Origin of the sequence: Leifsonia shinshuensis (assembly GCF_014217625.1) — a bacterium.
In the GTDB taxonomy this organism is placed as follows: Bacteria; Actinomycetota; Actinomycetes; order Actinomycetales; family Microbacteriaceae; genus Leifsonia; species Leifsonia shinshuensis_A.
Window position 1 is genome coordinate 4,007,859 of the sequence record NZ_CP043641.1, and the last position, 21,321, is coordinate 4,029,179.

At 70.3% G+C, this 21,321-nt stretch carries 19 protein-coding genes; 15 read left to right on the forward strand and 4 right to left on the reverse strand.

Features of this window, described 5'->3' with window-relative positions; translation table 11 throughout:
• Positions 1-41 precede the first annotated feature (41 nt).
• Positions 42-1,151 (forward strand): hypothetical protein, encoded by a 1,110-nt coding sequence (locus F1C12_RS19480; RefSeq protein ID WP_185276486.1) that lies wholly within the window; start codon positions 42-44, stop codon positions 1,149-1,151.
• A 16-nt stretch (positions 1,152-1,167) separates the two neighbouring features.
• Here the strand turns inward: F1C12_RS19480 and F1C12_RS19485 are convergent, their stop codons facing one another.
• Both F1C12_RS19485 and F1C12_RS19490 read right to left on the reverse strand, forming a co-directional pair.
• Positions 1,168-2,004: a WecB/TagA/CpsF family glycosyltransferase gene (locus F1C12_RS19485; protein ID WP_185276487.1), complete on the reverse strand. Its 837-nt coding sequence runs from the start codon at positions 2,002-2,004 to the stop codon at positions 1,168-1,170.
• Between the two features lie 132 nt (positions 2,005-2,136).
• Positions 2,137-6,621, reverse strand: coding sequence for an FtsK/SpoIIIE domain-containing protein (locus F1C12_RS19490; protein ID WP_185276488.1), 4,485 nt, complete (start codon positions 6,619-6,621; stop codon positions 2,137-2,139).
• A 131-nt stretch (positions 6,622-6,752) separates the two neighbouring features.
• Here F1C12_RS19490 and F1C12_RS19495 point away from each other — a divergent pair, with 131 nt between their 5' ends.
• From F1C12_RS19495 to F1C12_RS19510, 4 genes are read left to right on the forward strand one after another with little or no spacing between them, the layout of a single operon-like run.
• A complete protein-coding gene (locus F1C12_RS19495; protein ID WP_185276489.1) occupies positions 6,753-7,043 on the forward strand; it encodes a hypothetical protein in 291 nt (96 codons plus the stop codon).
• A gap of 10 nt (positions 7,044-7,053) precedes the next feature.
• Complete coding sequence (locus F1C12_RS19500) at positions 7,054-8,424, forward strand: putative T7SS-secreted protein (protein ID WP_185276490.1); 1,371 nt, start codon at positions 7,054-7,056, stop codon at positions 8,422-8,424.
• A gap of 5 nt (positions 8,425-8,429) precedes the next feature.
• A complete protein-coding gene (locus F1C12_RS19505) occupies positions 8,430-9,044 on the forward strand; it encodes a hypothetical protein (protein WP_258046026.1) in 615 nt (204 codons plus the stop codon).
• Complete coding sequence (locus tag F1C12_RS19510) at positions 9,041-9,634, forward strand: hypothetical protein (RefSeq protein ID WP_185276491.1); 594 nt, start codon at positions 9,041-9,043, stop codon at positions 9,632-9,634. The genes F1C12_RS19505 and F1C12_RS19510 overlap by 4 nt, the downstream gene beginning before the upstream one ends.
• Here F1C12_RS19510 and F1C12_RS19515 read toward each other — a convergent pair.
• Positions 9,603-10,367 carry a hypothetical protein gene (locus F1C12_RS19515; protein WP_185276492.1) on the reverse strand — a complete coding sequence of 255 codons (765 nt, stop codon included), beginning with the start codon at positions 10,365-10,367 and terminating at the stop codon, positions 9,603-9,605. The two genes, F1C12_RS19510 and F1C12_RS19515, sit on opposite strands and share 32 nt — an antisense overlap.
• A gap of 154 nt (positions 10,368-10,521) precedes the next feature.
• Here F1C12_RS19515 and F1C12_RS19520 point away from each other — a divergent pair, with 154 nt between their 5' ends.
• The 5 genes from F1C12_RS19520 to tuf all read left to right on the forward strand — a co-directional run bounded on the left by F1C12_RS19520 (position 10,522) and on the right by tuf (position 15,540).
• Positions 10,522-10,818 carry a WXG100 family type VII secretion target gene (locus tag F1C12_RS19520; protein WP_175337701.1) on the forward strand — a complete coding sequence of 99 codons (297 nt, stop codon included), beginning with the start codon at positions 10,522-10,524 and terminating at the stop codon, positions 10,816-10,818.
• 367 nt (positions 10,819-11,185) lie between these two features.
• On the forward strand, positions 11,186-11,560 hold the full coding sequence (gene rpsL, locus F1C12_RS19525) for a 30S ribosomal protein S12 (RefSeq protein WP_055913929.1): 375 nt from the start codon (positions 11,186-11,188) through the stop codon (positions 11,558-11,560).
• Entirely contained in the window at positions 11,560-12,030 is a 471-nt protein-coding gene (gene rpsG / locus F1C12_RS19530; protein ID WP_179604991.1) for a 30S ribosomal protein S7, read from the forward strand. Before rpsL ends, rpsG begins: the two co-directional genes overlap by 1 nt.
• Positions 12,031-12,117: 87 nt before the next feature.
• Entirely contained in the window at positions 12,118-14,232 is a 2,115-nt protein-coding gene (gene fusA, locus F1C12_RS19535) for an elongation factor G (protein ID WP_185276493.1), read from the forward strand.
• A gap of 114 nt (positions 14,233-14,346) precedes the next feature.
• The gene (gene tuf, locus F1C12_RS19540) at positions 14,347-15,540 is read left to right on the forward strand and encodes an elongation factor Tu (protein ID WP_055913937.1); all 1,194 of its coding nucleotides are present in this window, start codon (positions 14,347-14,349) and stop codon (positions 15,538-15,540) included.
• 357 nt (positions 15,541-15,897) lie between these two features.
• Here tuf and F1C12_RS19545 read toward each other — a convergent pair whose 3' ends face one another.
• The gene (locus F1C12_RS19545) at positions 15,898-16,833 is read right to left on the reverse strand and encodes a hypothetical protein (RefSeq protein ID WP_185276494.1); all 936 of its coding nucleotides are present in this window, start codon (positions 16,831-16,833) and stop codon (positions 15,898-15,900) included.
• Between the two features lie 159 nt (positions 16,834-16,992).
• Here F1C12_RS19545 and F1C12_RS19550 point away from each other — a divergent pair, with 159 nt between their 5' ends.
• The 5 genes from F1C12_RS19550 to rplC all read left to right on the forward strand — a co-directional run bounded on the left by F1C12_RS19550 (position 16,993) and on the right by rplC (position 21,321).
• A complete protein-coding gene (locus tag F1C12_RS19550) occupies positions 16,993-17,994 on the forward strand; it encodes a glycosyltransferase family 2 protein (RefSeq protein WP_185276495.1) in 1,002 nt (333 codons plus the stop codon).
• Entirely contained in the window at positions 17,991-18,911 is a 921-nt protein-coding gene (locus F1C12_RS19555) for a glycosyltransferase family 2 protein (RefSeq protein WP_185276496.1), read from the forward strand. The genes F1C12_RS19550 and F1C12_RS19555 overlap by 4 nt, the downstream gene beginning before the upstream one ends.
• Positions 18,908-19,987 (forward strand): glycosyltransferase, encoded by a 1,080-nt coding sequence (locus tag F1C12_RS19560; protein WP_185276497.1) that lies wholly within the window; start codon positions 18,908-18,910, stop codon positions 19,985-19,987. The genes F1C12_RS19555 and F1C12_RS19560 overlap by 4 nt, the downstream gene beginning before the upstream one ends.
• A 351-nt stretch (positions 19,988-20,338) precedes the next feature.
• The gene (gene rpsJ, locus F1C12_RS19565) at positions 20,339-20,647 is read left to right on the forward strand and encodes a 30S ribosomal protein S10 (RefSeq protein WP_005050520.1); all 309 of its coding nucleotides are present in this window, start codon (positions 20,339-20,341) and stop codon (positions 20,645-20,647) included.
• Between the two features lie 14 nt (positions 20,648-20,661).
• On the forward strand, positions 20,662-21,321 hold the full coding sequence (gene rplC / locus F1C12_RS19570) for a 50S ribosomal protein L3 (protein ID WP_185276498.1): 660 nt from the start codon (positions 20,662-20,664) through the stop codon (positions 21,319-21,321).

Genomic DNA, 21,321 nt, shown 5'->3' on the forward strand with positions numbered 1-21,321 from the left:
CCCGCGCCGATACACTGCGGAGACTCGACTGAGAGGATCCGATGTCCGACGCACCCGCTCCTGCCCTCTCGGACGAAGTCGCCCTCTCCGCTACCGCACCGGCTCCCGCCTCCGCTCGGCGCTCGCACGCGGGCCGCTGGATCATTGCGCTCATCGCGCTCATCACTCTTCTCGTCACCGCGGCCGGCGTCACCGTCTCGGTCTCCGCGGTCGCCGCGCTGCAGAACCTCCCGCGCACGCTGGTCGCGCAGTACCTCGGCGAGCTCCAGCACGGCCGCGCGGAGGCGGCCATGAAGCTGGCCGGCATCCGCGCGAACAGCGGCGACCTGCTGCTCAACGACGCGGCGTACGCGAAGATCACGGACCGGGTCAGCTCCTTCACGGTGGACTCGCCCGTCACCCGCGGCGCCACCACTACCGTGCTGGCCCACATCACGCAGGGTGATCGCACGTATGAGCGCTCGTTCGCCGTGGAGAAGGCGGGCGGACTCCCCGGGCTCCCGTTCTGGCGGCTCGGCCGCATCGAGCCCGACACGGTCGACCTCATTGTGGTGGGTCCGGCGGGCATCCAGTACACCGTCGCCGGCGTGAAGCCGCAGAACATGCCGCTCGCCCTCGACGTCACGCTCCGCGCCCTCCCCGGCACGTATCCGGTGGCGCTCGTCTCGAAGAGCGCGAACTTCGACGTTCCGATGAGCGCCATCACCACCACGCCGCCCGGGAGCGCCGTCTCGCCCACCGTGTTCACCGCGCGGCTCTCGGACGGCGGTCAGGCGGCGGCGCGCACCGCGATCAACGCCTGGCTGGACGGGTGCGTCGCCTCCCGTGACGCGGTGCCGGCCAACTGCCCGTTCGGCACCTACTCGGACAGCGCCGCCGACGAGATCGGCAACGTGCGCTGGCAGCTCCACACCCGGCCGGACGTGACGATCGACCCGGTGTGGACGACGGGCGGCTGGACGGTCGACAGCACGACCGGCAGCATCTCGGCGGAGGCCACGCTGACCCGCAAGTCCGACGGCGCCACCGGCGTGGGCTACACCGACCCGTGGAGCTTCGACTTCCACGGCATGCTGACGTTCGACGGCAGCGGGGCGCTTTTCACGCCGCTGATCTCCGACAGCGGACCCGGGGCGCAGGCGGGCGCCTGAGGCGGTCAGTCGACGGCTAAGCCGCCCGGTCCGCGCGCTCCGGCGCGGAGCGATCACGCGAGGCTGTGCTGAGCGGACGAGGTTCCGCGACGGCCTGGCGGCGGCGGCTCCGCAGCCGCTCGGCCAGGGCGACCGGCAGCATCCCGACGAGCCACGGCAGGTCCTGGAGCAGATAGCGCTTGACGAGCCGCGACGGGTCCTGCCCCATCCGCCACACCCACTCCAGCCCGAGCCGCCGCAGGAGGTGCGGCGCGCGCGGGAAGTGTCCCGTGTTCATCTGGGCGGCGGCCCCGGCCCCGATGTAGACGATGCCGCCGGAGTGCCGCCGGCGCAGTTCGAGGATCAGGCGCTCCTGCTTCGGGAAGCCCAGGCAGACGAACAGGACATCCGGCCGGACCCGCTCGATGAACGCGCTCGCGGCGTCGATCAGGGCGGAGCTGTCCGGCTCGGCGAACGGAAGGTCCGCGCCGTGCACGTGCTGGTGGCCGCGCGCGCGGTAGAAGGCCTGCGCCTCCGCCGCCGCCGCGCCCACGATTCCCACGCGCAGGCCGTTCGCCGCGGGGTGCCCGATGACGGCGTTCATCAGGTCGGTGCCGGTGACACGGGGGAAGCGCCCCTTGCCGGCGATCCGCAGCAGCCAGGTGAGCGGGACGCCGTCCACGGTCCAGAACGAGGTCTCCCGCTCGAGCTCGGGGAGGCCGACGGTGCGCAGGTGGCGGGAGATGGACACGTTGGAGGTGACGACGATCCCGCCGTCCGCGCGGGCGAGGTCGATGACGTGCCGGCTGGACTCGTCGAGGTCGGCGCGGTCGAGCTGGAGGCCGCCGATGACGGCGCGTTCGAAGGTCTGCACCACGACAGCGTGGCATATATATAGCGGATGTCAGTCGAGCGTGGATGTGCGCGGCGGCGCACGACGCGCGGGACGCCGGACGCGATCACCCCGGACTTCACCGGCAGCCGACTCAGACGCCGACGCCACCGCTCACACCGGTATCTGCACCCGCGTGAACGCCCCCTTGCTGATGTACATCCCCCGCCCCGGAGGGAACTCCGACCGGTTCAGCCGGGGCAGCGGCGTCTTCAGCAGCAGGTCGCCCTCGATCGAGTCCGGCTGGAGCAGCAGCCCGCGGCGCCCGTTCTTCACCTCGCCGAGGAGCGGCCACGACGAGCCCCACGCACTCGTCTCCGCCTCCGCGACGAGCAGGTGGTCGCTGCGCCGGGCGGCGCGGACCAGCTCGACGATGGCGGAGTCCGCTGGCGTCTGCAGGAAGTCGCCGATGCTCTCCACGAAGACAGCGATCCGGCCCTCGGTGTCCGGGTCCGCCACGGCCACCGCCAGGTCCTTGGCCAGCTCGGCGGCGGCGGCCGGGGTGAGCGCGGTGTCGGTCCAGAGCCCCGACGACGCCAGCGGCGAGCGTGCCGACCCGAGGTAGTAGAGCCGCGTCTCCGGGTCGAAGCGGGCGAGGGAGGCCGCGAGCGACGCGAGCGCGGTGCTGCGTCCGCTCGCGGGCGGCCCGGCGACCAGCATGGTCCCGCTCGGCTCGAAGCCGTACGGCCCGAGGTCGATGTCGCTCACGCCGAGCACCGGCGTCTCGGCATGCATGGCGGGCAGCGTCGCGAGCGCGACCTCCTTGGGCAGCGAGCCGATCGCCGGCGCGGGGAGGACGCCCGCCCGCTGCATCGCCTCCGCGAGCCTCCGCACGGCCTCCGATTGGTCCGCGACCGCGCGCGACCCGCCGAGCACGGCGATCTGCGTCTCGTAGCCGTCGACGATCGCGCGGCCGGGAGGCGACGCCGGCGAGAGGATGTCGCTCGGCACGTCGAGCATCCCGTAGCCGTCCTCCGCCAGCCGCAGCACGACGCGGCGCTGCACGAGCGAGCCGATCGCGGTGGGCACCGCGCCGGCCCGGTCGCCGGTGAGCGCGACGTGCATCCCGAGCCGGCGACCGTCGGCGAGGATGTCGCGGAAGACGTCGTACCACTGCGACCGCCCGGCCGGGATCTCGAAGTCCTCGCGGAAGCTCGGGAAGCCGTCGACCAGCAGCAGGATGCGCGGCTCGTCGTGCCGGCCGGTCAGCGACCGGTACTCGGTGATGCTGGACGCGTTCGCCTCGGCGTACCGCGGCCCGCGCTCCTCCAGCACCTGTTTCAGCGTGCGGAACAGCCGGACGATCCGCTCGGCGTCGTCGCCCGGGATGATGGAGCCGACGTGCGGCAGCTTCTCCAGCATCCGGAGGCTGCCCGCGCCGAAGTCGAGGCCGTAGACGTGCACCGGCCCACCGCGCGGGGTGATCGCCGCCGCCGACGCGAGCGTGCGCAGCACCGTCGACTTGCCCGAACCTCCCGTGCCGTAGATCGCGAGGTTGCCGTCGATGTCGGGCCGGAAGTACACCGGCCGCTGCTCCTGCCGGTCGGGGATGTCGGAGACGCCGAGCAGGAGCTCCGCATCGGTCCGCTGCCGCAGCAGGCCCAGGTCGTACCCGGCCGCCAGCTCGTCCAGCCAGGGCCGGCGCGGCGCCGGGATGTGCGCTGCCGCCTGCGCGCGGACGATCGCCGAGACGAGCCGCTGCTGGTCGGTGGGCCCGAGGTCGCGCTCCGGCTGCTCAGCCGGCCGCTCCTCCTCCCAGCGCACCTCGCCGCCGAAGCGCAGCTCGGCCACCTCGATGCCCGCGCGCTCGGGCTCGCGCGTGGTCCAGCCGCCGCCGTACGCCGACTGGAAGGTCACGAGCCGGCCGGGACCCGTCTTCGCCAGCCCGCGCCCGGGGAGTCCCGGGTCGAAATGGGCCGCGTCCGCGACACCGACGACGTCCTGGCTGTCCGACTCGTCGGCCATCCGCAGCGCGATCCGCAGGTTGGTGTTGGCGCGCAGGTTGTCCTTGATGACGCCGGCCGGCCGCTGCGTCGCCATGATCAGGTGGATACCGAGCGAGCGGCCGCGCTGGGCGATGTCCACGACGCCGTCCACGAACTCCGGCACCTCGCCGACGAGCGCGGCGAACTCGTCGATGACCAGCACGAGCGCGGGCGGGCTCTCCGGGTCGCCGCGCTTCTCCAGCTCCAGCAGGTCCTTCGCCTTCTTGCGGTTGAGCAGGTGCTCGCGATGGTGCAGCTCGGCGCGGAGGCTGGTCAGCGCACGCCGGACGAGGTGCGGAGAGAGGTCGGTGACGAGGCCGACGCAGTGCGGGAGGCTGACGCAGTCCGCGAAGGCCGACCCGCCCTTGTAGTCGACGAAGAGGAAGGTGACCCGGTCCGGGCTGTACTCGGCCGCCATCCCGAGCACCCACGCCTGCAGGAACTCGCTCTTCCCCGCTCCCGTCGTGCCGCCGACGAGCGCGTGCGGCCCCTGCGTGCGCAGGTCGAGGTGCATCGGGTCGACGCCGGAGGAGCCGACCGTGGCGCGCAGGGTCCCCGGCCGCCGCTTGGCCGGGCGGGCTCCGGCTGCGCGGTCGTGGATCGAGGCGTTCTGCCGCCAGCGGTCGATCACGGCGGACGACGACTCCGCGAGGTCGTGGCCGAGCAGCGTCACCAGCGACACCGCTCGCGGAAGGTCGCTCGCGTCGGCGACGAGCGCGCCGGAGTCGATCACCGGAGCCATCCGGCGGGCGAAGTCGAGCGCGGTGGCGGCGGAGACGGGCTCGGTGACCACATCGTCCACGGTCTCGCCGGTGCGGACGAACCCAGCGGTCGCGCGGTGCGGCTGGTCGGTGTGCGCGAGGTACGTGCGGCAGACGGCCGGCAGCGCGGCGAGATCGTCCGCGATCCAGACCGGGAACACCCCGGCGTCGGCCGCCGCTTCGGCGAACTGCACGAGCCTCGGGCGGTCGAGGGCGACGTCGTCGGAGATCACGACGACCACGGCCGGCACCGGCGACTGCGTGCCCTCGCCGGTGCGGCCGCCGCCGACCTCCGAGCCGCGCTCCTGCGCCGCGCGGTCCTGCTCCATCGCGCCGCGGCGCTGCGCACCCTTCCTGCTCGCCGCGAGCCGCTCCTCCACCAGGCCCTCCAGTGCGCTGAGCACCGACGCCGCACTCGACGCGCTGTCGGCCAGGTGACCGCCGGTGATCGGGCTGTGCGGAGACGACGTGTGCGGCATCCACTTGAGCCAGCCCAGCTCCTTCGACCAGCGCGGCGACACCAGCGCGGCCACGACCAGCTCGGCAGGCGAGTGGAGGGCGGTGAGCTGCACGAGGACCGAGTTGACCGAGCCGGCGGCGAGCTGCTCCGGCCCGGCGATCCCGAGCGCGCCCGACTCGTACAGGTTGTCCAGGACGGGCACGTCCTCCACCCGCTCGTGCGATCGGATGACCGCGTCGAGCCGCTCCTGGAACTCCGGGATCAGCTCGCCGCGCTCTGTCGCCTGCACGCTGTTGCGGGAGGTCATCGACCCGCGGCCGAGCTGGAGGTTGAGGAACGACCAGTGCTCGGGCCGCCGCGTCCAGAGCAGCGGCTCGCGGCGCACCGCCTGGGCCAGCGCGTCGGCCGTCGTCGGCGTCTCTGCGCGGCGCAGCTCGGTCTCGGCGCGGCGCTCCTCGTCCAGCCGGGCGCTCAGGGCGTCCAGGCGCTGCTCGAAGACGACGATCTGCTTCGCCAGCTTGCGCTTGCCGCGCGTGCGGTTCGCGAAGAAGTTGCCGGCGAGCATCACGGGGGAGAGCAGCACGAACAGCAGGGTCGTCGGCTGCCGGGTCAGGGCGAACATCGCGCCGCCGAGCAGCAAGGGCGTGATCATGGCCAGCAGCGGGAAGGGCGGGTCGTCCTTCTCGCCCGGCACCTCGGGCGCGGCGAACACCTGGCCCGCGTAGCGCCGCTCGACGCGCGGGGAGCGGTTGAAGAACACCGGCCCGGCGGTCGGCGTCGCCGCGGGCAGCGTCTCCGACCCGGCGGCGACGGTCAGCGCGACCTCGGTGTCCCCGATCAGCATCGTCTCCGTGCGCCGCACCGTGAAGCGCGTCACCACGCCGCCGTCGACGACCACGCCGTTGGCCGAGCCGAGGTCCACGACCTCCACGCCGTCGCCGGCCTCGAAGCGGACGTGGCGTTTCGACACCAACGGGTCCTGGAGCACGATGTCGCAGTCCTCGTCGCGGCCGAGCACGGTGGAGCCGGCGCGCAGCGCGAACTCCGTCCCGGCCTCCGGGCCGCTCACGACCCGGAGCGTGGCGACCACCGGGGCCTCGCCCAGCTGCGGCGGGGCGTAGTGGAGGCCCGCGTCCGCGAGCGCGACCGTCGCGCCGCTGCCGATCCACGCCTCGCCGACCGGCGCGTCCGGCGGCAGGATGAGCGGCTCGGCCTGCCCGGGGAGCTGCGCGCGCAGCGTGAGCGCGCCGCCCTCGCCCGCCGGCCCGGTGCGCTTCGGGTCGATCCGGGCGATGGTCGCAGCGACCTCCGAGATGCTGGCGGCGGCGTCGGCGGTGACCACGATGTCGTCCGTGCTGCCGGCGGACCGGGCGAGAGTGAGTTTGAGGCGCACGATACGCACCCTACCCACGCGCGCGAGCGCGGCCGATGGGGACCGCTCCCCATCGAGATGCGCGTGGCCCCGCGGTAGCGTGCTCAACGCCAGGATGCCCGAGACGACTGCAGGCCCGTGAAGGGGGAGACGTGTCCGACCTCGTACTCAAGCTGGATGAGCTGATCCAGCTGCGCGACGACCTCGACGCCGTGGTGCGCGAGTTCCACGACGCCGACGAATTCAGCGACTCGGTCGCCGCGGCCACCGGCCACGACGCCCTCGAAGGCCACGTGCGCGACTTCGCCCACAAGTGGAACGAGAAGCGCAAGAGCATGACGGACAACGTCTCCAACGTGCAGAAGGTCATCGCAGCGGTCGCGGACAACTTCACCAAGGTCGACGGCGACCTGGCGAAGGCGCTCGACGAGAAGAAGAAGTAGGGGAGGGCGCATGAGCGACCGCGAGTTCCAGCCGCTGGCGGGCGACCCCGACCTGCTCGAGACCAAGGCCAAGCACTACCAGGCGATCGGGGAGGCCATCCAGCGGGCCTCCAAGGAACTGAACAAGATCCACGACCTGGACGGTTACAAATCGCAGGCCGTGTCCAAGCTGCAGGAGATGTCGAAGGACACCGCCGACGACATCACCAAGGCGAAGGACCGCTACTCCACGACCGCCACCGCCCTGCTGACCTACGCCTCCACGCTGCGGGAGGCCAAGGACGACGCCGACAAGGCGATCGCGCTGATCGGCCAGAAGCAGGGCGACGCCGACGCCGCCGCGAAGACGGCGGCGACGGCCCACAGCGACGCGCAGAACGCGAAGCCGGAGGACGCCTCCACGGCGAACAAGGCCGCGACCGACGCCGCCGACGCCTCCCGCAGCGCGAACGCCGCCCTCCAGGCCGCGCACCAGGCCTGGTACGACGCCCGCGACAAGAAGGACGCGGCGGCGCAGAAGGCCATCGACGCGATCGTGGACGTGGTCGACCACCACAACAACGGGCTGGTCAACCCGGGGTTCTGGGACAAGGTCATGGACGTGATCAGCACGATCGGCGACATCGCGGGAGTGCTGGCGATCTTCCTCTCCTGGGTGCCCATCCTCGGCCAGGTGCTGGTGGTGATCGCGCTCGTCGCGTCGGTGATCAAACTGATCGACTCGATCGTGAAGTTCGCGAACGGCGAGGGCAGCTTCCTCGACATCGTCGGCGCCGCGGTCGGCGTCGCGCTCAGCCTGTTCGGCGGCCGGATCTTCGCGTTCCTCGGCAAGGCCGCCCGCATCAAGGGCCTGGCCCGCCTGCCGAAGCTGGTCGGCGGCGTCCGCACCTCGCCCAACGCGATGCTGAAGATGCAGATCGGCAAACGCCTGATGAAGTCCGCGACGACGAAGCTGTTCGACAAGCCGCTGAACGACGTCAACCCGATCAAGATCTGGCAGGCAGCCGGGGAGTCCGCGGCGGGCCAGCGGGCAGCGTACAAGGCGCTGTTCACGGACGGCGCCGACAAGATGAAGGCGCTGCGCACCCTCGCCGGCATCGACCAGAACATCACCAAGGCCGTCTCCCACGACCTGCGGGCGAAGGAGTTCAACCCGCTGACCGCGGTCGCCGCGTACCATCAGGGCAGCGTGCTGTTCAACAAGGGGGTCGACCTGGTGAACGCTCCTGGAAAGGTCGACGGCCTCGTGAACAAGGTCTCGGGAGGCCCGAGCCACAGCGACCTCCCGAAGCTGCCGAGCCTCGACCTCACCAAGTTCGCGCTCGACAACGCGGACAAGTACGCGCCCACCTACAAGAGCAACAACGTCTGGGGAGGCTGAGCACCGTGTCCCTGCTCGGACCACGCGACATCGTCGGCATCGAGTTCGACGCGCCGGAGGGCTGGTACGACGTCGAGCTGCTGGGCGAGACCGGCTCCGACGACTGGCCGGAGCGCCAGGCCGCCGCGCTCGACGCGGCGCCCATCGTCCCGCAGCTGCGGGCGCTGCAGCAGGTGCTGCACGCAGAGGACCCGACCGGCGCCACCCGCGCACGGGTCTTCGTCCCTGTGCCGTCGGCGGGCGTGATCAACGCCTACCAGACCTATGAGCTGCTGCAGCTGGAGGTGGACGACAGCCCGGAGAGCTACCTCGCAGCGACCGACGCCGAGTCCGGCCGCCGCGAGCCGGGCTACGAGGTGATCGGCTACCGTTCCTGGCGCAGCGCGCATCCGCTGGGCGAGCTCGTCGGCTTCACGCACCTCACGGCGCTCGCCGACAGCGCGGACGCCGACGACGCCCTGCTCGAGCAGCGCGTCGTGTTCGCGATCTTCCCGGTCGGCTCGGCGCAGGCCTTCCACACGATCTTCCGCTCCGGCTTCATCGGCGGGTTCGACGACATGGTCGCCGACACCCAGGCGATCGTGGACTCGGTGCGCGTGACGCTGGGGGAGGCCGCATGAGCGACGTGCGGGCGGTCACCATCGCGGACGAGCTGACCATCGTGTTCCCCGGCACGTGGGCGATGATCCCGTTGCACGACGAGGCCGCGGCCTCCCGGCGGATCAACCGCCTGGTGGCCGAGCGCGTCGGGCGCGCCGACCGGCTGGCCCGCGTGCGCCGCACGGCCAAGACCGAGCTGGAGAAGCTGGTCGCGCTCGCCGACGACACCGACGCCTTCGCGCTGGCGATGTCTATGGAGATCCTGCCCGGCGTCCCGTTCCCGGCCTCCATCGTGATGGCGCGGGAGGAGCTGCCCGGCGGCGCGGAGGACGACCTCGCGGAGCGGCTGGAGCGGGCGTTCCCGGACGCCGATCCGCTGACCTTCTCGTTCGGTCCCGTCCGGCGCCGCTCGATCGTGCGGCAGACGACGTACGAGGAGGAGTCCGCTCCGGAGCTCGTGGCCGACTACCGGTTCGCGGCTCCCGACGGGGAGCGGCTGATCCACCTGCGCGTGAACGCGCCGATGGCGACCGACGCCGAGCTCTACCTGGAGCTCTTCGACGCGATCGTGGACTCCATCACCTTCCGCGCGGCGCTGCCGCGCCCGTAGCGGCCCGCGCGCCCGCGGCGGCCCGGTAGGCGCGCACGACCAGCACCACTGCGGCGGCCACCAGTGCGGCGGTCACGACGGTCCAGACGACGGCGGCGACCGGCCCGACCGGCCAGAGCAGCCAGCCGGCCAGCAGGAACGACGCGAGCCCGTAGGGGAGGCCGGCCAGCAGCACGGCGCGGCTCGGCTTCCAGCCGAGGAACATCAGCCGCACCCAGAACTCCGCCCACGGCGTCACGCGGACCGGAAGCAGCGACATCGCCGTCGGCGCAACGGTGACCGGGCCGATCGCGTTCCGCGACCAGCCCGTGCTCGACAGCCGCTCGCCCGCGTAGCCGGGCGACAGGCTGCGGACGACGTACGTCCACGACAGCACCGCGAGCGGCACGGTGCCGAGCGCCAGCGCGACGAACGCGTAGCCGAGCAGCGGCACCAGCACGATCACCGCGAACGCCAGGAAGAGGACGAGCACGGCGACGTCCGATCCGGCGAAGAAGCCCCGCGTCGTGAAGTCCGGGTTGGAGGTCGCCAGCCCGACGGTCAGCGCGGCGGGGAGGGCGAGGACGACGGCGGCGAGCACCGTCCACACCACGGCGACCAGCAGGTAGCCGAGCGGGCGCCAGGCCCGCTCCGCCCCGGACGGCGGCGTGGCTGCGCGATCGGAGCGCGAGCGGCCCGCGGCACGGGCAGCGGGTGAGGCCGAGTTGGGCTTCATCGGGCTGTAGGAGGGCATGCGACCCAGGCTAGACCGCGCCGTCCGCCCGGGCGAGGCGGCCCGATGGGGAGTCCTCCCCATTCCCTCCCCGCCGGGCCGCTGGTTAGGTGGGAGTCAGCCGGCCGGCCCGAGCGCCCGGCCTCCAGACCACACCGAAGGGGACAACACACTCATGGCCAACATGAACGTCACGTACGGCGAGATGACCGATGCCGCCAACCGTCTCACCGCGGGCAAGGACGACATCACCGCGAAGCTGCACGAGCTCCAGAACCTCGTGAACGGGCTCGTCAACGGCGGCTTCGTCACCGACCAGGCGTCCGGCGCGTTCCACACGTCGTACGAGCAGTTCACCAAGGGCACCACGGACGCCGTCAACGGCCTCGACGGGATGTCGCAGTTCCTGACCAAGGCCGCCGACGCCCTCCAGAACGTCGACAGCGAGCTGGCCAAGGGCATCGGCGGCTGAGCCGTCGCAGCGCGCCTCCGCGCAACGCCTCAGGGCGGCGTCCCGGCTTCGGGACGCCGCCCTTTCGCTGTGCGCGGACAGCCCGCTAGCACGCCCTCGCTCATTTGACCGCCCACCGCGCGGACGATAGTATTTATCGGGTGTGCGCTCTGTCGCGCGCTTGTTGTGTGCTCGCGAGAGCCGACACCGAGCGGGCCGGCACGTACTCATCCGATGGGCGGAGAGACCGCACGGAATCACCGCCCCCACGGCATATCGGCCATCGGTCCGATACTCCCCAACTCCTGATCGCCCGCGAAGCGGGTCGCTCGGGGTGCGGGGAAAAAGCAACAACTGTCACCGTGCAGTCCATATAAGGAGAAGTTCAGTGCCAACCATTCAGCAGTTGGTTCGGAAGGGCCGGACGCCGAAGGTCACCAAGACCAAGGCTCCCGCTCTGAAGTCCAACCCCCAGCAGCGCGGCGTGTGCACCCGTGTCTACACCACCACCCCCAAGAAGCCGAACTCGGCGCTCCGCAAGGTCGCGCGTGTCAAGCTCTCGAACGGGACCGAGGTCACCGCGTACATCCCCGGTGAGGGCCACAACCTGCAGGAGCACTCGATGGTGCTCGTCCGCGGCGGCCGTGTGAAGGACCTGCCCGGCGTTCGTTACAAGATCGTCCGCGGCGCCCTGGACACCCAGGCCGTCAAGAACCGCAAGCAGGCTCGCAGCCGCTACGGCGCGAAGATGGAGAAGAAGTAATGCCTCGCAAGGGTCCCGCTCCGAAGCGCCCCGTCGTCGCCGACCCGGTGTACGGCTCGCCGGTCGTCAGCCAGCTCGTCAACAAGATCCTCCTCGACGGCAAGAAGGGCCTCGCCGAGCGCATCGTCTACGACGCGCTCGAGGGCGTCTCGACCAAGTCCGGCCAGGACGCGGTCGCCACGCTGAAGAAGGCGCTCGACAACATCCGCCCGACCCTCGAGGTCCGCAGCCGCCGCGTCGGCGGCTCGACCTACCAGGTGCCGGTCGAGGTCAAGCCGCACCGCGCCAACACCCTGGCGCTGCGCTGGCTCACCAGCTACGCCAAGGGCCGTCGCGAGAAGACGATGACCGAGCGTCTCACCAACGAGATCCTCGACGCCTCCAACGGCCTCGGCGCCGCTGTCAAGCGCCGCGAGGACACGCACAAGATGGCCGAGTCGAACAAGGCCTTCGCGCACTACCGCTGGTAATGAATTTCGTCGTCCGGGCGTTGTACTCCTAGGAGTGCCGCGCCCGGGCGGCACCCCTTCCACTCTCTACTCTTTCGGAGGAACCCTGTGGCACAGGACGTGCTCACCGACCTGAAGAAGGTCCGCAACATCGGCATCATGGCCCACATCGATGCCGGCAAGACCACCACGACCGAGCGCATCCTGTTCTACACGGGCGTCAACCACAAGATCGGTGAGACGCACGACGGCGCGTCGACCACCGACTGGATGGAGCAGGAGAAGGAGCGCGGCATCACCATCACGTCCGCCGCGGTCACCTGCTTCTGGAACAAGAACCAGATCAACATCATCGACACCCCGGGTCACGTCGACTTCACGGTCGAGGTGGAGCGCTCGCTCCGCGTGCTCGACGGTGCGGTCGCCGTCTTCGACGCGAAGGAGGGCGTCGAGCCCCAGTCGGAGACCGTGTGGCGTCAGGCCGACAAGTACGTCGTCCCGCGCATCTGCTTCGTCAACAAGATGGACAAGCTGGGCGCCGACTTCTACTTCACCGTCGACACCATCGTCTCCCGCCTCGGCGCCAAGCCGCTGGTGATGCAGCTCCCGATCGGCTCCGAGTCCGACTTCGTCGGCGTCGTCGACCTGGTCGAGATGCGCGCGCTGGTCTGGCCGGGCGACGCCAAGGGTGATGTCACCATGGGCGCCAAGTACGAGGTCCAGGAGATCCCCGCCGACCTTCAGGAGAAGGCCGAGGAGTACCGCAACCGTCTCCTCGAGACCGTCGCCGAGACCGACGACGCGCTGCTCGAGAAGTTCTTCGGCGGCGAAGAGATCACCATCCCGGAGATCAAGGCGGCCATCCGCAAGCTCACCGTGAACAACGAGATCTACCCGGTCCTCTGCGGTTCGGCGTTCAAGAACCGCGGTGTCCAGCCGATGCTCGACGCCGTGATCGACTACCTGCCGTCGCCGCTCGACGTGCCGGCCATCGAGGCGCACAACCCGCGCGACGAGGAGCAGGTCATCCTGCGCCACGCCGACTCCACCGAGCCGTTCTCGGCCCTCGCGTTCAAGGTCGCCGTCCACCCGTTCTTCGGTCGTCTGACCTACGTGCGCGTGTACTCGGGCCGTGTCGACTCCGGCGCCGCGGTCGTGAACTCGACCAAGGGCAAGAAGGAGCGCATCGGCAAGATCTTCCAGATGCACGCCAACAAGGAGAACCCGGTCGACTACGTCACCGCCGGCAACATCTACGCGGTGATCGGCCTCAAGGACACCACCACCGGTGACACCCTGAGCGACCCGGACAACCAGGTGGTCCTCGAGTCGATGACCTTCCCGGAGCCCGTCATCGAGGTCGCCATCGAGCCGAAGACCAAGGCCGACCAGGAGAAGCTCGGCACGGCCATCCAGAAGCTCGCCGAAGAAGACCCGACGTTCCGCACCGAGCAGAACCAGGAGACCGGTCAGACGGTCATCAAGGGCATGGGCGAGCTGCACCTCGACATCCTCGTCGACCGCATGAAGCGCGAGTTCAACGTCGAGGCGAACGTCGGCAAGCCCCAGGTGGCCTACCGCGAGACCCTGCGCCGCGCGGTCGAGAAGTACGACTACACCCACAAGAAGCAGACCGGTGGTTCCGGTCAGTTCGCTAAGGTGCAGATCACCCTGGAGCCGCTCGAGGTGACCCCGGAGACCTCGTACGAGTTCGTGAACGCCGTCACCGGCGGTCGCGTCCCGCGCGAGTACATCCCCTCGGTCGACGCGGGCATCCAGGACGCGATGCAGGTCGGCGTTCTCGCCGGCTTCCCGACGGTGGGTGTCAAGGCGACGCTCGTCGACGGTGCCTCGCACGACGTCGACTCCTCGGAGATGGCGTTCAAGATCGCCGGCTCGATGGCCTACAAGGAGGCTGCGCGCAAGGCGAACCCGGTGCTCCTCGAGCCGCTCATGGCGGTCGAGGTGCGTACGCCGGAGGAGTACATGGGCGACGTCATCGGCGACCTCAACTCCCGCCGTGGACAGATCCAGTCCATGGAGGACGCGAGCGGCGTCAAGGTCGTGCGCGCCAACGTCCCGCTGTCCGAGATGTTCGGCTACATCGGCGACCTGCGGTCCAAGACCTCGGGCCGCGCGGTGTACTCGATGCAGTTCGACAGCTACGCGGAGGTCCCGAAGGCTGTCGCCGACGAGATCGTCCAGAAGAGCAAGGGCGAGTGACCCCGGTCACTGCTCCCAGGCAACATCCCGTAACATAAGAAACCAATCCCGTAGGCCCTCCGGTCGAAATCCGTCGACCGGGGTGTCTGCACGAGAGTCCTGAGGAGGACCACAGTGGCTAAGGCCAAGTTCGAGCGGACTAAGCCGCACGTGAACATCGGAACCATCGGTCACGTCGACCACGGCAAGACGACGCTCACCGCGGCGATCTCCAAGGTGCTTGCTGACAAGTACCCGTCGGCGACCAACGTGCAGCGCGACTTCGCGTCGATCGACTCGGCTCCGGAAGAGCGTCAGCGTGGTATCACGATCAACATCTCGCACGTCGAGTACGAGACCCCGAAGCGCCACTACGCGCACGTCGACGCCCCGGGTCACGCCGACTACATCAAGAACATGATCACCGGTGCGGCTCAGATGGACGGCGCGATCCTCGTGGTCGCCGCCACCGACGGCCCGATGGCTCAGACCCGCGAGCACGTGCTGCTGGCCAAGCAGGTCGGCGTTCCCTACCTGCTCGTCGCGCTGAACAAGTCCGACATGGTCGACGACGAGGAGATCCTGGAGCTCGTCGAGCTCGAGGTCCGCGAGCTGCTCTCCAGCCAGGACTTCGACGGCGACAACGCTCCGGTCGTGCGCGTCTCGGGCCTCAAGGCTCTCGAGGGCGACGAGAAGTGGGTCCAGTCGGTCCTCGACCTCATGGACGCCGTCGACGAGTCCATCCCGGACCCGGTGCGCGACAAGGACAAGCCGTTCCTGATGCCGATCGAGGACGTCTTCACGATCACCGGTCGTGGCACCGTCGTCACCGGTCGCGCCGAGCGCGGCACCCTCGCCATCAACTCCGAGGTCGAGATCGTCGGCATCCGCCCGACGCAGAAGACCACGGTCACGGGTATCGAGATGTTCCACAAGCAGCTCGACGAGGCCTGGGCCGGCGAGAACTGTGGTCTGCTCCTCCGCGGCACCAAGCGCGAGGACGTGGAGCGCGGCCAGGTCGTCGTGAAGCCGGGTTCGGTCACGCCGCACACCAACTTCGAGGGCACTGCCTACATCCTCTCGAAGGAGGAGGGTGGCCGTCACAACCCCTTCTACACGAACTACCGTCCGCAGTTCTACTTCCGTACCACCGACGTCACCGGCGTCATCTCGCTGCCCGAGGGCACCGAGATGGTCATGCCCGGCGACACCACGGACATGTCGGTCGAGCTCATCCAGCCGATCGCCATGGAGGAGGGCCTCGGCTTCGCCATCCGTGAGGGTGGCCGCACCGTGGGCGCCGGTACGGTGACCAAGATCAACAAGTAAGTCCCCGCGACTTCCTTGGAAGAGGGTCGGGCCTTCGGGCCCGGCCCTCTTCGGCGTTTCCGGGGTTCGTCACCGGCGTCGTCCGGGGCGCGTCACCGCGACGACGACCCCGGTTCTTCACCAGGGGTTTACCTGACGCCGGGTCGGGCGCAGAATTGACGCACCGTTTCAACCGAACGGGTCCGTCGACGAAGGGAGACGCCTATGGTGAGCATGGACCTCGCAAACCAGACCAAGCCGCTGACCGGAGAACGGACGAAGAGTTCGGACACCGCCTAGGCGGTCTTGGAACCACGAGAGCGGCGGCGCGAGGCGCCGTTCGGAGCGGGATCGGCGACGCCGATCCCGCTTTCCGCGTCATGGCCCGGACTCGAGACCGAGTTCGGCGAGTCGCCTCCGGGGTTCGAGCGGTACCCGCTCACTCCGTAGGAACTCCCGCATCAGATCGACCCGCCTTCCGGTGGCCCAGCGCCAGCGGATGACCCGAAGGCCGGCCCGCTCGATCCGGCCGTCCCGCTCCGCCCGCGCTGCAAGAGCCTGCCGTACGTCCGCGAAGCGCCGGAACGCCGGATGCTGCAGCTTCTCGGCCCCGTCCGCTTCGCCCGCGAGTCCGAGCTCCGGCCAGCAGAAGTCGAGACGCGCGAAGGCTCCGAAGACGTCCTGCACGCGGACCTGCAGCTCCGGCGGCGGTGCCCCCGCGAGCGCCATCGTCGCGCGACTCACCGACTCGAGCGGGGACTCGGCCCTGCCATCCGCGAACCGTGCGACCGCGAGCGAGCGTCGCCGTTCCTCCGGATCGGGAAGCAGCTCAGCCGCCTCCACGAGCTCGCCCCGAGTGGCCAGCGGCGCGCGATCGCCGAACGCGTCCGTGTTCAGGGCATGGTCTGCGAGCACCACACCCTCCACGAACGACGTCCGCCCCGCAAGCGCAGCCACCGTCGCGGCGACCGGCGTCACTCGGAGCCCGTGCCTGCGCACCGGCGCCCGAGCATCCGGCCGCCGATGGGAGACGACCCCGCGAGCGGCGCCCTCCACCGATCCCGACGCGATGACATGGATCGTCGCCGGGGGAGCGTTGAGGAGCGGAAGCCCGTGGAGCAGGGCCGCCGACCAGTACGCGAACACCGGAGGTCGCGCCCGGGTCGTGGCGAAGAGCTGCAGCCGTTCAAGCTGCTCCCGCCGCGAGCGGGACCGCCCGATCTGCTGAAGCGTCGCCTGGCGGCCCGGCTCGACGGTTCGGAGGTGGAGTCGGTGAAGCCGGGCCGACGCGGGGGATTCCTGGAGTGCGGTCATGTCCGCCAGCCTGCCGAGGGGGATCCGCGCCGCGGCGGGATCGCCGGAATCTGTGGACAAGCCGCCCGCGCCGCCGCGCGGTGGAGGGCATCGGGAGCATCCGTCAGAGCACGCTCCCAGGAATGCATATTTCACCTGCTGTAGTATGTGCGGCATACCATGTCGAGCCCTCCCGCCTACCCGATCTGCATCGTCGTGTGCTTCCGCAACCCCGGCGACCTCGTCGACCACACTTTGAGCCAACTGGAACGTTTCGCGGAGGCAGAGCAGCTGATCCTGGTCGACGACGCGTCCACCGACGGCACCGCCGACCGGCTTCGTTCGTGGAGCGCGCGGAACCCGCGCAGCACCGTGATCGCCCTCGCGGAGAACCACGGACCGGCGCGCGCCCGCAACATCGCCGTGGGCCACGTGCGGAGCGAGTACGTCTGGTTCGTCGACGACGACGACGAACCGGCGCCGGACGCCCTCGCCGTGTTCGCCCGCGCCATCCGGCACGGCGAGCCGCACCTCGTGCTCGCGCGCGCCCGCTTCCGCTCCGCCGACGGCGCCGAGCGCTGGGCGGACGGCGTGGACGAGACCCGGGTCCTGGGACGTCAGGAGGCGCTCGCGAGCGTTCTGCGGGGCGACGTGCAGGGCTTCCTCTGGAGCAAGCTGTTCCACCGCTCCGTCCTCGGCGGCGAGCCGTTCGGCCACGACTATCCGCAGGAGGACTTCGTCGGGGTCGTCGGCGCGATCGAGCGCAGCGCCCGCATCGCGCTGTCGCCGGCGTCCGTCTACACCTATCTCGAGCGGCCGGACTCCGTCAGCCGCGGCCGGCGACCGGACTTCCACCGCTACGCCGCCGCCAGGGACGCGGCGGTCGAGGCCGCAGGGCGGGCCGGGCTCGACGGCGACCTCATCGCATACTTCCGGCTCTGGTTCTACGCCCTCGCCGTCGCCTTCGTACCCGTGCGCCGGCGGGCGACGGCCGCGGACGTCGCCGAGGGGGTCCGTCTCGCGTCGGCGGAGCTGCGCGGGCTCGACCTCTCGGCCTGCGCCGCCTTCAACGCCCAGGCGGCCGTGCACGGCCGGATCATCCTGCTGACCGGCCGCCTCTACCCGGTGGCCCTGAAGCCCGCGCTGTGGCTCCACGACCTCCTCCGGAGGCTCCGCCGATGACATCCTTCGCTCGTGCGGTCTCGGTCGTCATCCCGACCATGAACACGCGCGCCGCCCTCCACGACGCCGTCGCGTCCGCGCTCGCACAGCGGGACGTCGAGGTCGAGGTCGTGGTCGCGATGAACGGCACCGGTCCGTCGCCGGTGTTCGTCGATCCGCGCGTCCGCGTCGTGCACTCGGACCCGGCCGACCGGGGGAACGGCGCGCGGATGGCGGGCATCCGTGCGGCGCGGCACGACCTGATCGCGCTGCTGGACGACGACGACACCTGGACGCCCCCCAAGCTGGCCGACCAGCTCGCCGCGATCGGGGCGCGCGGTGTCACGGGGGACAACTGGGTGCTCACCTGCTCCATCGCGGAGTTCGACACGGTGGCGCGGACCACGCGGGTCGTGCCCACCGAACCCGTGGCCGAGGTGGCCAGCATCTCCCGCTACCTCCTCGCGCGCCCCGGGCTCTACTCCGTCTCCCCGCAGTTCGCGTCGTCCACCATGCTGTTCCCGAAGACTCTCGCTCTGCGCGAGCCGTGGGACACGTCGGTGCGGCTCCACCAGGATTGGGAGTGGCTGATCCGGCTGGAACGCGCCCAGGGCACCCGGATGATGTGCCTGCCCGAGCCGCTCGTCGTGCGTCCGGTGAGCCACGCCGACTCGATGACCACGGCGCCCGACTGGCGTTCGAGCCTGCAGTGGGGGGAGCGTCACCTGCGCGAGCATCCCGCGCGCATCCGCGGCGACTTCTTCCTGATCTATCCGGCCGACCGGGCCGGACGGGCGGCGAGCCTGCGCGGGCTCCTGGCCTGCCTGGGCGCGGGAGTCCGCCACGGGAGGCCGGGCCTCGGAGCCTGGGCTTACTTCGGGGTGACCGTGCTGCGGGGACTCCGCAACGCGGTGCGGCGATCGGGGCCGGGCGCGTGAAGGTCGGCTACGGCAGGGTGTGGGACACGTCGTACCCGCGCAATGCCCGGATCCGGGCGTACCTCCGCGACCGGTTCGGCGCGGACATCGCCGTGAACCGGCGCTGGGAGGGCTCCCGGCTGCGGCGCATCCCGCACGACATCGGCTCCCTGCTCGTCGGGCTGGGAGGAAAACAGCTCTACATCCTCGCCGAGTTCTCTCTGCCGTACGCCGTCGTGCTCTGGGCGGTCGCCCGCCTCAACCGCGGCGTGCTCGTGGTGGACGGCTTCGTCGGGCAGTACGAGACGATGGTCGAGGACTGGAAGAAGGCCCGCCCCGGCACGTTCCGCGCCCGCTGGTACGCGACCGTCGACCGGATCGCGTGCCGTCTGGCCGATCTCGTGCTCATCGACACGAGGGTGCGCGCGCAGGCGCTGGAGGCGTCCCACCCGGGAGCCGAGGTGCTCTCCCTGCCGGTCGGAGCGCCAGGCTGGGCGCGGCCGGCGGCAACGCGCAGACCGTGGACGGGCCGCGTCGAGGTGCTGTACTACGGCAACTACATCCCCCTGCACGGTCTCCCGGTCGTGCTCGCCGCCATCGAGCGGGCGACGCGGGAGGTCGACCTGGGCGTGACCCTCGTCGGCCACGGCGCCCCGCGCCCGGACATCGAGCGCCAGGCGGCACGACTCGGCATCGACCGCGTCTGCCGCTTCGTGGATCCGGTTCCCGAAGAGGAGCTGGCCGGGTTCATCGCCGACGCCGACGTCGTCCTGGGGATCTTCGGCGACTCGGACAAGGCCAGGAGCGTCATCGCCAACAAGGTGTGGCAGGGGCTCGCGTGCGGCAGGACGGTCATCACCCGGTCTTCGCCGGCGCTCGCCGAGATCGCCGAGGTCTGCGGCGAGCAGCTGGTCCAGGTGGACGGCGACGGCGAGGATGAGCTGGTCGCCGCGCTGGCGGCGGCCCTCGTCGAGACGCCCGGACGCCCGGCCGGAGTCGCGGCGGAGACGGCCGCCGCACTCGAGGAGTACGTGGCCTCCGAGTACGACCGATTCGGCCGTCGCGTCGAGGATTTGCTCGCCGCACGGCGCCGCTGAACCGCCCGCGACACGCCCGGGTTGCAGCATCGCTCCGCATCTGGCAAACTTGTCTGGTTCAACATTTCGGAACGAGCGCGCTGACGTGCGCTCCGGACGGATCACTGCCAGGCAGTGCATAGCCCGCCACAGGCGCCTTCGGGCCCGTGGTCGGAGGTTAGGCCGCAGGCAGCAGGACATGCTCACAATCGACATCCTCGAAAACGCAGGGATTTCTCTGTGCCTCGAGGCGTGCGGTGAGTTGACAGAAGAATAGTGGCGTTTCCCACGCGTACGTCGCACTGCGTCCAATGCGAGAACGGTTCGAAAGAGCCGTCTCGTACGACGCCATAACAAGAGAGAGAGTCAGACATGGCGGGACAGAAGATCCGCATTCGGCTTAAGTCGTATGACCACGAGGTCATCGACACCTCGGCGCGCAAGATCGTCGACACGGTGACCCGTGCCGGCGCGACCGTCGTCGGCCCGGTGCCGCTTCCCACCGAGAAGAACGTGGTGTGCGTCATCCGTTCGCCCCACAAGTACAAGGACAGCCGCGAGCACTTCGAGATGCGCACGCACAAGCGGCTGATCGACATCATCGACCCGACGCCGAAGGCCGTCGACTCGCTCATGCGTCTCGACCTGCCCGCCGACGTCAACATCGAGATCAAGCTCTAAGGGGGAGTGCCGCTATGTCCAACATCGACACCAAGACCTCCAAGGGCCTCCTCGGCAAGAAGCTCGGTATGACCCAGGTCTGGGACGAGAACAACAAGCTCATCCCGGTGACCGTCATCGAGATCACGCCGAACATCGTGACCCAGGTCCGCACCCCCGAGGTCGACGGCTACAACGCCGTCCAGATCGCGTACGGCCAGATCGACCCGCGCAAGGTCAACAAGCCGGCCGCCGGCCACTTCGACAAGGCGGGCGTCACCCCGCGTCGTCACCTCACCGAGGTCCGCACCGCGGACGCCGCCGAGTACTCGGCCGGCCAGGAGCTCACCGTGGACGCCACCTTCGAGGCCGGCCAGCTGGTCGACGTCGTGGGCACCTCCAAGGGCAAGGGCTTCGCCGGTGTCATGAAGCGCCACAACTTCCAGGGCGTCTCCGCTTCGCACGGTGCGCACCGCAACCACCGCAAGCCGGGCTCCATCGGCGCCTCCTCGACCCCGAGCCGTGTCTTCAAGGGCATGCGCATGGCCGGTCGCATGGGTGGCGAGCGCGTGACCGTCCTGAACCTCAAGGTCCAGGCCGTCGACGCCGAGAAGGGCCTGCTGCTCGTCAAGGGCGCCGTCCCCGGCGCTCGTGGCCGCATCGTTTTCGTCCGCAACGCAGTGAAGGGGGCCTAA

Bases quoted from the DNA above. Each gene is read 5' to 3' on its own strand.
- F1C12_RS19480 (WP_185276486.1), top strand. From the start codon at position 42: ATGTCCGACGCACCCGCTCCTGCCCTCTCGGACGAAGTCGCCCTCTCC.
- F1C12_RS19500 (WP_185276490.1), top strand. From the start codon at position 7,054: ATGAGCGACCGCGAGTTCCAGCCGCTGGCGGGCGACCCCGACCTGCTC.
- F1C12_RS19510 (WP_185276491.1), top strand. From the start codon at position 9,041: ATGAGCGACGTGCGGGCGGTCACCATCGCGGACGAGCTGACCATCGTG.
- F1C12_RS19515 (WP_185276492.1), bottom strand. From the start codon at position 10,367: ATGCCCTCCTACAGCCCGATGAAGCCCAACTCGGCCTCACCCGCTGCC.
- F1C12_RS19520 (WP_175337701.1), top strand. From the start codon at position 10,522: ATGGCCAACATGAACGTCACGTACGGCGAGATGACCGATGCCGCCAAC.
- rpsG (WP_179604991.1), top strand. From the start codon at position 11,560: ATGCCTCGCAAGGGTCCCGCTCCGAAGCGCCCCGTCGTCGCCGACCCG.
- F1C12_RS19545 (WP_185276494.1), bottom strand. From the start codon at position 16,833: ATGACCGCACTCCAGGAATCCCCCGCGTCGGCCCGGCTTCACCGACTC.
- F1C12_RS19550 (WP_185276495.1), top strand. From the start codon at position 16,993: ATGTCGAGCCCTCCCGCCTACCCGATCTGCATCGTCGTGTGCTTCCGC.
- F1C12_RS19555 (WP_185276496.1), top strand. From the start codon at position 17,991: ATGACATCCTTCGCTCGTGCGGTCTCGGTCGTCATCCCGACCATGAAC.
- rpsJ (WP_005050520.1), top strand. From the start codon at position 20,339: ATGGCGGGACAGAAGATCCGCATTCGGCTTAAGTCGTATGACCACGAG.
- rplC (WP_185276498.1), top strand. From the start codon at position 20,662: ATGTCCAACATCGACACCAAGACCTCCAAGGGCCTCCTCGGCAAGAAG.